Source organism: Desertibacillus haloalkaliphilus (assembly GCF_019039105.1).
Lineage (GTDB): Bacteria > Bacillota > Bacilli > Bacillales > KJ1-10-99 > Desertibacillus > Desertibacillus haloalkaliphilus.
Genome location: NZ_JAHPIV010000011.1, coordinates 121,690 through 133,714, shown reverse-complemented (window position 1 = coordinate 133,714; position 12,025 = coordinate 121,690). Strand labels below are relative to the sequence as shown.

Genomic DNA, 12,025 nt, shown 5'->3' with positions numbered 1-12,025 from the left:
CATGTATGCTTTATGTAAATTTATGTAATGATTTTCAAATCCCTATATTATTACAATCCTTATGTGATCACTGCTTCATACGCTTGTTGTCATACAAATTTCATTAAATATTATTATCAAATCAACTTAGTATTAGTATCGAAACCAGGGCATAATCCTAATGATAAATTGTATTTACCTTACACTCCCTAATAACGCCAGAAAACCATCCCTCTCCAATTGGAAGAGTTCTGAATTTTCATGTTCCCAAAAAACGATAGTAATTTCTTTTTCATCTTTAAAGTCAAAGCAGAAGTAGTTACCGAAATCATCATTGGCAAAAGCAATTAATTGTTGTGGTAGTTTATCTTTTAAACGTTTGTTAACATTAACAATATTATCAGTGTAATCTTTACCAATCGGTAAGAACGAACGAATTCTTACTTCTTTCCCATCAATGGTATGAAAGGCATTCGGTCTTGGTCTTGCCCCATTATATTCTCTTACGATTTCTTTATAGAAGCTAGGGAACGAGACATTAAAGTATCGTTCGATTTCAGAAAGTGTTGATTCATCCACCTTGCCTTTACTATATTTCCAGATTACATTTTCCACCATAAATCCCCCTTATCAATCTTCATATCCTCCACCCCATAAGCTCATGCCGCCTGTATGAGCTGATTGTTCATGAGGCTCTGTTTCAACCAATTGCATTTTTCCGAGTTCTTCATGATGGTGCCATGTATAACCATCGGGTGTTTCACCATCTTGTATTTGTTCAAGCTGCATGTCGTTAAATTGCGACTCATAGCTAGGGTCTTGTGCAACAGCTGCTGCTAATTGCTCATTGGCGATCTGCGCATGAGTATAAGGACTAGATTCAAAATGTTCTGCCGGGATGATCGCATCAAAGGCTGAATCAAATACAGGGAAAACCCCTTCCACGAATGTTCCATCTGCTAGTTGTACCGTATTACTTTCGTATGGAACACCAGTCTCAGGATGGACAGTACCTTCTAAATCTGAATTCACTGTATCAATTTTTTCAACATGACCATCAATTTCCGGCTTAAGCGTTTCATCGATATAATCGGAATTTGTATCATGATTATACATACCATCTTTAATTTCAAATTGAGTTAAGGTCGTGTTTTGATCCAAGTCAGCTTGTAAATGTTCCAACTGTGAATCACTATATAAAGTCTTGTCAAGGTTATCTAAAACAAGATCATGATCTGTATCATCAATGGAATAGACGCCATTAGACAGCTCATATGTTTGCAGATCGTTTGTATCCACATCTAGTTGCTGATTCAAGTCAAGTGCTTCAAAAACATCTAAATCAATGGCCATAGTAGTTGCAACTCCCTTTTTATTTCAAGTGTTTGTCTAAAAAGTTACCTAGTCTCTTACCAGTTTCAGAGAATTTTTTTGTTTGTTGTTCTTTTACGTGATTCCACGTATTACCGGCACGGGAATCTAAATCTGGGTTATATGTAAAAAGGAACGTTTGGTAAGGAACATAGCTAGTATTTTGGTCAATTTTTCTTTTTTCTTCTTGATTTTGTGTTCGTTTTTTTAGAATTGATTTTATTTCTTTATCAGCAGGTTGAAACCCTAATTTTCTCGATATATTCAATGATCTTAACTGCATACGCTCTCTTCCTGATTGATTATAAAATTGGGATAAGTAAAAGAAGTATTCAGCTTGCCTTTGTTTGTCTTTTTCAAGTTCAATCGCAATCGTCATATATTTGATTGCCTTATTAAGTAGTTTTGTCTTACTTTTGGCAGTGGCGTGAGCAGATGAATAGGATAAGGCTTTCGCTAATAAAACGAGGTCAATTGGCCTAACCTTTTGCTGATCTTTTTTTATTTTCTTCATGACTAGTGCGATTGTCATGCCAATGCATTTCTTTGGATCAAACTTTTCATATTCATCATCCAAAGTATTAAGGCTTGTTGATACACCTTTTCCTACAATGAAACCAACTGGATTAATGACCACTCTTCCAACATTTGCACCACCATTCATTTTCCGGTACATCATATGTGCTTCATAATAATAAAGCCAGTTCTTAGGATTGTTCGGGTCTTGTTTCAAATTTTCTTGAAGAACAGCTAATCCGGAAGCTCCTTGTATTGCATCCCCAACGGCAGAAATGACTGGTAGTTTTGATAATTCACCTTTTGCTTTTCTTGAGAATTTAGATAAACTCTGTTGGTCTTGTTTTGACAGAAAATTATCGAAGAATTTGGGCAAGTCAGTTTACCACCTTTCTAATCTATAAATATTCTATACTAGTAAAATTGTATGATACCTAGATATAATTTACCATATAAATGAAATATTACCAATGCTAATAGTCTGACGACAACTCGATTTTGCCTTTCACCTGCTACCAACATTGCTTATTATTAAATTGGCATTTAGAGCAATGAAAAAACCTTTTGAACATTATTAGCTCAAAAGTTTTTTTATCGTTTTGGGTAGTTATCCTTACGAACAGTGCCAGGCACTGTTCGTTATCATAATTACAAAATATCATCAAATTCAGTGACTAATTCCAGTTCTGTTAAATCGTTTATAAGGTTCCTTTTATGATTGGTTGAGGGGAATGATCTATTGTCTATTTCACTCAATCAACATCCTCTTCTTAAACTTCCGATATAAATCCTTCACTAGCATCTGATAATAGCTTTCGCTAACAAAACCCTTTGCTCCTCGGAGAATTTCTCTAGCATAGTGGTCTGGCGGGGCAATTTCGTCTTGTTTGTTGATCACCAGAAATGTGAGTACATTCTCGTAGGTAACCCCATTGATTTTGATAGTTATGAAGGCTGGGCGATAGACATTGGCGTTGACACCTTCGCGTTTAAATAGATACGTAAGAGCTTCCTCGTTAATTTTATAAACTTTCCCTTCTACCCATCTGTTTGATGATTCAACGAGATCGGCTCTCCCGCCGTCAAAGCTTTCTTTTGTATAAGCTAATTGGTAGTTTTCTAGAACCCCACAGCCAATCACATCTTCAAATTGTTCAGCAACTCCCGCTTGATAAAACCTTTCGTCATCCATACATGATCCATAGGCAAAGTAGAGCCATTGATCTTGGTCTAAGTAGTGGTGACATTTCCAATCTCCACTATCGATTTTCGGCAGTCGTTTTGCTTTTTCGTCGTCGTACACGTACACAAATGCTTGTTTTTCCCCATAATCCGTATATATCGTCTGTGATACACGGTGATAATGGTTATCCTCACCCTCTCCTACGTACCCTTCTAACCAATTGAGTTGCTGGAGTTGGTCGTCATTGACCTCATATACCTCGCCGTAGACTTTCCCTCGACGATCTCGCACCATTGCCGGGTAGCCGAATCCCGTGTCGTATAAGCTTCCGTATGTCCAAGCCTGTTGTGCTAGACACTTGGCGTCTGATAAAAAGTGTGAATTCCCTTCATTTTGTCTTAACGTCCCGTATACAAATACGTTATACTTGTTACTCATTACAGATCACTCCTTTTGTTTGTGTAAGTCACTTCTCGAAAAATCTTATTCCACAGAACATTGTAGATTTCTTCTTCATTATCCATCAACTCATATAAGCACGTTCACGAATTTGACCCCCTTTACAAGTCCTCATCATCTGACATTTCACGTCTACTGCTTCCGTCTTTTTGGTATAATTTAACTAAAACCCTACGAAGGGAGCTTTTTCAAGAGGTGCGACCAATACTTGAAAAGGAGAGTGCGCGGTTGAAAAATTGAAAAAAGATATTATGAACTAATTGCGATGCAGTCTAGTTGCCGGCTGAAGTTTGCTTAAAAGATTTTGGCACCACTCACTCCTGGATAAGTCGACATCGTGGTGCCTTGCTTCCCTCTTCCCTCACCTTTACCTCTATTTAATGATCAGCTACATCAACTTATTCGCCTTCCGATACCATTGTGGTGGCATTTCTTCTTTCAACTTAACAAAACTCATTTGTTTGCTACCGGAATGTATTTACATATTCAGCGGCTACTACAAAGTGGTTCATCCGCCAAATCTAGCAACCCGCCATTTTTTGAAAATTTTTACTATTAAATTTTTTGTACTATTCTAGTTTTGCCTTTCATAGAGATAGAGTAGATAAAGCGATTAAAAACTATATCTACTAGGAGGCATATTTTATGAATAAAATATCATTTATCGTAACATTACTAGCAACTCTATGTTTTGTTACTCCAACGCTAGCCTATACTGTGCAAGAAGGAGACACGATGTCTGAAATCGCGCACAATCATGACTTAACAGTAACAGAATTAGCAGAAGCTAACCCACAAGTTACTGACCTTGACCTTATCATCGTCGGTCAGCAGCTAAACATACATAAAAGCAACGAAGTCCAACAGCCAAGACCAGAAGTAAAAAGCTCTTCAATAGAAGTGAAAGCCGATACTAATGACCATGACCTTACGGAAGAGGAATTAGATCTTTTAGCTAGAATTGTCAGAGCTGAAGCACAAACTGAACCATTCGAAGGAAAAGTCGCGGTCGCTGATGTTGTCTTAAATCGAGTAGAAAGCTCTGAATTTCCCGACACCATTGAAGAAGTCATTTATGAGCCAAGACAATTTGAACCAGTTATGAATGGACAAGTTTATAAACCAGCTGATGAAGAATCAATGGAAGCTGTAGAAGAAGCGTTAACTAATGATCGAGATATGTCAGAGGATTCTTTATTCTTCTACAATCCAGACATAGCCACAAGCCGCTGGTTAGATACAAGAGAAACCACCGTGGTGATTGGGCAACATGTTTTTAAACGCTAATCTATAGATGATTATGAGCAATCACTGGTGAAATTTAAATCTTATTTCCTATCAAAAAACACAACAATTGGACAACCCCATTGTTGTGTTTTTCTGATCTTCTCTTGTTAGGACGCAGCCACTTAAACCGTCATTGGCTCTGGTGTTACACGTTTAAATCGCCCTTGCTCTTCGATTCAACCTTCTCAATCGATTCACGATTCGCTGCAATTCTCTTCCTTGTGCAAAAACTCCTTCTAATAGGTTTAACGTACGATAACTAGCAGTCACATCTAAAGTTTCCATATCTGTATGCTCATTTTGATAACCTGCTGATAAATAAACGCTGTGTATACCGTGTTCTGCCCAAATTCGTGTATCACTGCTACCACCACTCGTTGTTTTCCATCCCTGTAATCCTTGAGACATGGCGACTCCTTCTATAAACTCTCCGTATGCTTCATGACAGAAAGGAATTTGCCCTCCGCACGATGTAACAATATCCCCAGCACCTCTCCGGTCTACAACAATTGCCGCATCCACATCCCAAAGAAAGTACTCATTGACAGCTCTAGCACCTACTAATCCCACCTCTTCTTTTACAGTGAAGATAAACTTGACTTTCCCTCTAAAATCAGATGCATCAAGACGTTTTGCCATTTCTAATACAACGGCTACGCCGGCTCTGTCATCCGCCCCTAGAATTCCTTCACTACTAGACCAAATAGCTCCATCTTTTTGAAGGACTCGCCCTGGTATGAAACTTTCTACAGTATCCAAATGAGCATTTAACAACATCGTTGGGCCATTGCCATTACGATACGTTTTTTGTGCTAGGATATTTCCATATTGATCGACAGTGACGTGATCAACAACATCACGAAGCTGATCCAACACATAACTACGAACACCTTCCTCATTCCCACTCTCCCCATCGATCGACAACAACTCCTCTAGTGAGTGATAAAAAAACTGTTCTCGGATATAACTACTACCTTCTTTTAACCAACCTTTCTCAATCAACTGAAGCTTTTCCGCTACATCAAGAAGCTGCGCTCGTTCAGTTATTAGTAATCTCATATTTCGTCCTCTCGTGACAATTCTATTTATACCAGCAGCAAGTAAAACGTTCTTTGAGGTCTCCACGTCCTCATCTCTTTTTATCATAACAAGAGCGTGTCTTGTACCATGCCCATCACAACTTCCGTTCGTATACAAACCAAGTCGATTCAATTGTCTAACGATACCAGAAATGTGCGTATCTAGTTCAAACACCCTTGGAATCTCACAGTCTGCACGAAAGTAAAAACCAGCATGCCCTCGATTCTCAAAGTCTACTAACTTCAACCACTCACCTTCTGTGATTGGTGCACTTTCTATCGATAAAATGAATGAATGGTAGCGATAAGCGATTTTCCCGTTGTCTAATGATTCTAGTAAAAACTCGATGTTTTCAGCTGACTCAGATTTACAGTCGAATACCCCGTTCTTAACTTCCGCAACTTCAAATCCTTGGCGATTAAATAATGCTGACCATGTTTTGGCTTTCATGTGTAACCATCTCCCTCTCGTTTGTGTACCTTCATTAAACCAAACAAGCGGTGACAGCCATGTCATTAAAAAAGTGCCAATACTTTTTTGTACTGGCACTACAATAAATCACTTCGAAAGTTCCGATCTCATTCTAGATCAATCGAGCGCGTCCTCGACTCGTTCCATCATCACAAAAGGCACGGCGCCATTATAAAAATACGCCGTCTGCTCACTTGAGCGATCATTCTCTATCACTTCAGGCACACCAAACTGTTTGAGCAACTTACGTAATCGACTTATTCGTTTAATGAACGTATTTTTAGAAACGATATCTTTAGTAAAGTGCTCCAGTAGATCATCTACAAGGAGGGAGGATTTTTTTGATCTTAACATATCCTTCAACAAATAAGCATCAGATGGATTCACGATTTCCCTTTTCATATTGTACCGTAACCCACATTCTCGATCCGAAAAATAAAGGATAAGACGGTTATCGATGCTATCCAACTCATATAAATTGTCACACTCTTCTTTTGAACAATGCTCTTCCCCTTCATTCATAAATTTTACGAAAGCATGACTTTTTAAATAAGTATCATTTTCATTAATGACATTATAAAGTGGTGAGATTTCATATTGTTTCATTGTTGTCTCTTCTAAAAGAGGTAATTTTTTCAGCTTCTCGTTTGCTTCGTGTGCAACAAATAAAGAACTGTTGACTAGATACAAGTGAGCTCGGTGCAGTTGCAAATCGTTCAATTGCCAGTTGTGGCTCTGCTCAAGTTCTTGAAACTCAATCGCTTGCTTAAAGTATAAACATGCATCATGAAACACGTTTTCCTTGTATGCTATAAATCCTAAACGATAATGTACAATCGGATTTTTTGCGTCAAACGTCAACACTTTCTTCAACGTCTTCTTCGCATCATAATCACTCTTCTCCGTCCCTATTTTTAAGTACGTTCCATACTTAATAAGACGATTCACAAGCTTATGCTTTACATAGTCAACAGCACCCAAATCCTCATGATCCCTTGTATGCTGAGCCCTTTTTCGAACAGACTTATACATCGATTCATACAATTGGATGAGATTGTAATTAACAGCATGATGTTCACCATTGTACTCCATTTCAAGGAGCTCCACTTCTATATCTTCTAGTTCCTCCATTGTTTTATTGCTATAGCGCATAAAAACCGTCCCTTCAAACAAGCTTCTCATCTATAACCTATGGATTAGGCCCCTTTTATCGTACATAAAGTAAATTATACTCGATTAATTAAAATACATCGTCGTCCCTACATCACTAGTAAAACCTATGACGCTAACGTGTTCTCCATAATATCCTATTTTAACATTTATCGTCGAAGGTTCAGGTAAACTCGGGCTTTCAAACTGATACCTAATATAAGGGGATTCTTCTTCGTAATCTACCATATTCACATCCACCGGCAAGATTGATTCCATGATCACCTCTGCTTCATCCAAAGTTATTGGATTTGCATCTAATCGCACCGTTAAAGATGTAATGATATGTTCGGTAGTGTGGCCATACAAATCATTTGATAGGAAAAAACTCTCTGAACTGTATCCAGAATAGGCTTCAGGAGAAACTGATAATAAATATTCTGCTGGATCACCAATTCGAATATTTTGACCGATTAAGGTATGAACAGCGATCTCTGGTGTAAAGAGCGCTGTATCAAAATTATTACTACCCAAGCCTTGTTCAACAACATCCTCTTCATAATATAATGAAATATGGGTCACATAACCCTCTAGATCACTCACAATTGCTAGATATCCTTTATTTTCTCCATACCAGACGTCTGTACTCACTGATAGAAATTGTGCCCCTGTACCAACAAACCTTTCCACCAAAACAACGTCTGCATCTTCTCCAATCACATCATAGAGGACATACCCTTCAGAACCGAAATTTTCAGATTCGATTTCATCCCCTAACTCAATGTCAAACCCAAGTAAATGAAAGGCTTCTTCATAATGTAGCTTCTCAGTATCCTTCAATTCGATATTGATTTCATTAATAATAGCGTCCTCGAGTCCATCGATACTACTAAACGAATAATAGCCATAGTCATCTTCAAATGTATAAAACAAATCATCAATTGATCGTGCTGTACCAATTAACGCTTCAACGTCCTCTAAACGATGATGTTCTCTCAGAAATTTTGCAATATCACTTAAAATGGATGTAGAGATTCCTTCATCCGATTCAAGGACGATCGGCTCCGCCCCTTCTTCCGTAAGCGCTACCTCAGTTGATTCAGAAGAACAGCCAATCATAATAAATAAATACCCGCAAAGTAATAAACTATATAAGAAGTTATTCATCCATCACGGCCTCCCAAGTTTAACATCTTAACCTTTTCTCAACATAAAAAGTATATAGCAAAACCGGCATCTATTTTAGTGGGGTCTACTGCCAATCTCATAGAAAAAGGTGCCTGACTTTTGTACAAGATCAGACACCTTTTTAAATCACCTCAAAAATAGAGAAGCGCAAGTACTGTCACTCGGTATCAACCATTGACAACCTCGCCTCTATCTTCTTTTACAGTTAATCGCTGTTTTCCCTTAACTAAAAATGACAAACAAATCCCAAGTAATGAACATGCGATCATGACATAAAACGCATATCTCGTTCCCCAGAATGCAGCTACTTCATAAGGAGCTTCCATCTGATTCGTTGTTACGCTGATGATTGTCGTCAAGAAAACAATTCCGAATGCCATTCCGAACTGACGAACGGTATTGACAATCGCAGCCCCATGAGGAATTTCTGCTGTGCTTAGACTCTCAACTCCAATTGAGACGAGTGGCATCAATGTTAAACCAGTCCCGAACATGAAGAAGCAAAAGTAAATCATAATCATGTAAGGAGAGCTTTCCATCCCGATCGTACTGAACAATATCGTTGAAACGAGGATGGATGAGAATCCACCCATTGCTAGGATCCTTCCACCATATTGATCGAACAAATGACCTGAAATCAGTGACACAATTGATAGGATGATGGTGCCAGGCACCAATAAAAACCCAGAAAGAAATGCACTTGTACCTAGGACATCTTGAGAGAACATCGGTAGGATCGTTTCCATTGATAATAAGAGCATGATATTAATGAAAATTAAGGCCGTTGAGATTAGAAACGCCATCTTTTTAAAAATACGTAAGTTGAGCACCGGAAACTGTAAATTCAACTGTCGCTTAATAAAGGTCGCTAACATCATTCCCCCGATCGCTAGCGATGCTAACACACTCCAATGGGTAAACCCGAGGACACTGATGTTACTCATTCCAAAGAGAATACTAGTAAAGCCTATCCCTGATAAGCATAGTGACAAAGGATCTAACTTCGCTGCCTGTTGCTCAGTAACATTTTTCATAAACAGATAAGCAAACACTAAGGCCACGACTGATAAGGACAGCATAATCCAAAATAATGCTGTCCAATTGTAAAGATCAATCACGATGCCAGCAATTGAAGGGGCTGAAGCTGGTGCGACATTAATCACGCAACCTAACAACCCCATCGCAAATCCTTGTTTTTCTTTTGGAAAAACAGCTAACAAGATCGTTTGGACGAGAGGGAGCATAATCCCCGCCCCAATCGCTTGAATCACCCTTGATAAAATTAATAGCATAAAGGTCGAGGCAAAAATGCCGACTATGGTGCCTGACACCAAGCAAGCTAATGAGAAAAGCACGAGTGCTCTTGATGAGAACCTAGACGTTAAATAGCCAGACATTGGTATGAAGACGATCGTCGTTAACAAAAAAGAAGTCGTCAACCATTGCACTTGTGTCGCATTAATCGAAAACTCCTGCATGATCGTCGGAAAGGCGGTAATTAATAAGAATTGATTGAACGTAAACAGAAACGTCGATATTAAAATGATTGATATTATTAGTTTGTGTGGTATTTTCTGTCGTTGTTCAGTGACCATGTTCTAGTTCCCCTCCTATTGATGACTGTTATGAGATGAGAATACAAATACTCTATCTGAAATCTTCGTTTCGAAAAAGTATGAACTATTAAACTCTAACATAAATCACTCATAAGTTTCTTCCCTATGTGCTTAATAAATCCACCATTCAAACATAAGACTACGGAAGTCGTAACAGGCTTTTAAAGGTGCGAGTCTTCTCATTGTTAACCAGTAAATGTAAATGATCCTCATTTCATTAACAGGTAATCTATACAGAATACTGACTCTTTGTGCACAAGTTATTCTATATAGCAAAATCTAAATATTGTAAATTTTAAAACGAATAAATTGGTAGGGAGAGTGAGTCGATTGGTTCAACAACTTGAAAAAGAAGGTGTAACATGTATTCAAATGAATTTTGAAGGGAGAAGAAAAGTTTTTTCTTTCTTGGTTGATGGCATGTTAGTTGATACTGGAGCCCAGAGTATTGAATCAGATTTAATTCCAGTATATAAAGAGCTTTCGTTTGACTTCGTAGCATTAACTCATAGTCATGAAGACCATGCTGGCAATGCTTCTTGGATCCAAGAAAACCGCGATGTTCCACTCTATATTCATCCAAAGGGAGTTGATCGATGTGCGGAGCCATGTACATACCCGAAATATCGTCAAGACATTTGGGGGATACGACAATCGTTTAAAGCACTGCCACTTGAAGATAACATTCGATCTCGAAACTATGAATGGAAGGTGATTTATACACCAGGACATTCAGATGACCATATTTCTTTATTCCATGAGGAATCTGGCAGGCTATTTTCAGGTGATTTATTTGTGACCCCAAAGACAAAAGTGATGATGAGAAGTGAATCCTTTCCGCAAATGGTGAACTCAATCCGAACCCTTCTCCGCTATGACTTTAGTTCCGTTTTTGCTGCCATGCTGGATATATTGAGGATGGAAAAGCAATGATGAAGCAAAAGTTAGACTATCTTGAAAACCTTTATGGGGAAGTGGAAAGACTGTATGAACAAGGACTCTCTATTGAAGAGATCGATAAAAGCATCTTTCGAAAAAAATACCCAATCACTTTTATTTCCGAAGGCGAATGGGATTCGTTGCATATGGTCTCTTCTATCGTTTCCGATCTAAAACATGGTGCCAGGCACCCTTGATAGGGTGCCTGGCACCATGTTGTTGTTAGCGTCTAATGAGTACTGACAATTCACCTTCAAAGACTTTTTCTTTCCTGTTATTATACGTTGATAATAACATTGTCAGGATCCCAGTTTCTTCTGTCTTTTCTTTCTTATCAATCACTTCACCTACCGAATGCAATTCATCATTAGGGTACACAGGCTTGAAAAATTTAATGTTATTCATCCCTGTTCCTGCAACCACATCATCACCATAAACCCCTTGTTCAACCATAAGTTTGAAGGAAATCGCTAACGTATGGATCCCAGAAGCTATAATTCCGTTAAATCTCCCATTTTCTGCTTTTTCCTCATCCAAATGCATATATTGAGGATCAAACTCACTCGCAAAGCGCATAATATCATCTTTTGTTAGTTTATAAGATTTTGTTTCAAAGACTTGTCCAATCGTAAGTTCACCTAATTTCATAACTACACCTCTACTTCCAATCCTCTAAAATTTCTCTATTATACCTATATATACCATACAAATAAGTAATAGAAAAGAGCGGTGCATAATTCAATTTGTTTTGTGTTTTTGGTGCCAGGCACCCAAACAAGGGTGCCTG

12 protein-coding genes are annotated in these 12,025 nt (G+C 38.2%); 3 read left to right on the top strand and 9 right to left on the bottom strand.

Features of this window, described 5'->3' with window-relative positions:
• Positions 1-174: 174 nt before the first annotated feature.
• From KH400_RS13700 to KH400_RS13685, 4 genes are all read right to left on the bottom strand, one after another.
• Positions 175-597, bottom strand: a complete 423-nt coding sequence (locus KH400_RS13700) for an SMI1/KNR4 family protein (RefSeq protein WP_217225412.1) — start codon at positions 595-597, stop codon at positions 175-177.
• Positions 598-609: 12 nt separating this feature from the next.
• Positions 610-1,332 carry an HNH endonuclease gene (locus KH400_RS13695; RefSeq protein WP_217225410.1) on the bottom strand — a complete coding sequence of 241 codons (723 nt, stop codon included), beginning with the start codon at positions 1,330-1,332 and terminating at the stop codon, positions 610-612.
• 19 nt (positions 1,333-1,351) lie between these two features.
• The gene (locus KH400_RS13690; RefSeq protein ID WP_217225408.1) at positions 1,352-2,242 is read right to left on the bottom strand and encodes a hypothetical protein; all 891 of its coding nucleotides are present in this window, start codon (positions 2,240-2,242) and stop codon (positions 1,352-1,354) included.
• A 372-nt stretch (positions 2,243-2,614) separates the two neighbouring features.
• Positions 2,615-3,487, bottom strand: a complete 873-nt coding sequence (locus tag KH400_RS13685) for a gamma-glutamylcyclotransferase family protein (RefSeq protein WP_217225406.1) — start codon at positions 3,485-3,487, stop codon at positions 2,615-2,617.
• A gap of 666 nt (positions 3,488-4,153) precedes the next feature.
• On the opposite strand from KH400_RS13685, the gene KH400_RS13680 reads away from it, so the two are divergent.
• Positions 4,154-4,795 carry a cell wall hydrolase gene (locus tag KH400_RS13680; RefSeq protein WP_217225404.1) on the top strand — a complete coding sequence of 214 codons (642 nt, stop codon included), beginning with the start codon at positions 4,154-4,156 and terminating at the stop codon, positions 4,793-4,795.
• A gap of 153 nt (positions 4,796-4,948) precedes the next feature.
• Here the strand turns inward: KH400_RS13680 and KH400_RS13675 are convergent, their stop codons facing one another.
• The 4 genes from KH400_RS13675 to KH400_RS13660 form a co-directional block, all read right to left on the bottom strand.
• Positions 4,949-6,424, bottom strand: coding sequence for a M20/M25/M40 family metallo-hydrolase (locus KH400_RS13675; RefSeq protein ID WP_312889181.1), 1,476 nt, complete (start codon positions 6,422-6,424; stop codon positions 4,949-4,951).
• Positions 6,425-6,463: 39 nt separating this feature from the next.
• On the bottom strand, positions 6,464-7,498 hold the full coding sequence (locus KH400_RS13670; protein WP_217225402.1) for a hypothetical protein: 1,035 nt from the start codon (positions 7,496-7,498) through the stop codon (positions 6,464-6,466).
• Positions 7,499-7,582: 84 nt separating this feature from the next.
• Entirely contained in the window at positions 7,583-8,662 is a 1,080-nt protein-coding gene (locus tag KH400_RS13665; RefSeq protein WP_217225400.1) for a hypothetical protein, read from the bottom strand.
• Between the two features lie 188 nt (positions 8,663-8,850).
• Entirely contained in the window at positions 8,851-10,278 is a 1,428-nt protein-coding gene (locus tag KH400_RS13660; protein ID WP_217225398.1) for a DHA2 family efflux MFS transporter permease subunit, read from the bottom strand.
• A gap of 351 nt (positions 10,279-10,629) precedes the next feature.
• On the opposite strand from KH400_RS13660, the gene KH400_RS13655 reads away from it, so the two are divergent.
• Entirely contained in the window at positions 10,630-11,232 is a 603-nt protein-coding gene (locus KH400_RS13655; protein ID WP_246589562.1) for an MBL fold metallo-hydrolase, read from the top strand.
• Positions 11,229-11,435, top strand: a complete 207-nt coding sequence (locus KH400_RS24115) for a hypothetical protein (RefSeq protein WP_246589561.1) — start codon at positions 11,229-11,231, stop codon at positions 11,433-11,435. Before KH400_RS13655 ends, KH400_RS24115 begins: the two co-directional genes overlap by 4 nt.
• Before the next feature lie 25 nt (positions 11,436-11,460).
• On the opposite strand, the gene KH400_RS13650 is transcribed toward KH400_RS24115, so the two are convergent.
• Positions 11,461-11,886, bottom strand: coding sequence for a MaoC family dehydratase (locus KH400_RS13650; protein WP_217225396.1), 426 nt, complete (start codon positions 11,884-11,886; stop codon positions 11,461-11,463).
• Positions 11,887-12,025: the final 139 nt, after the last annotated feature.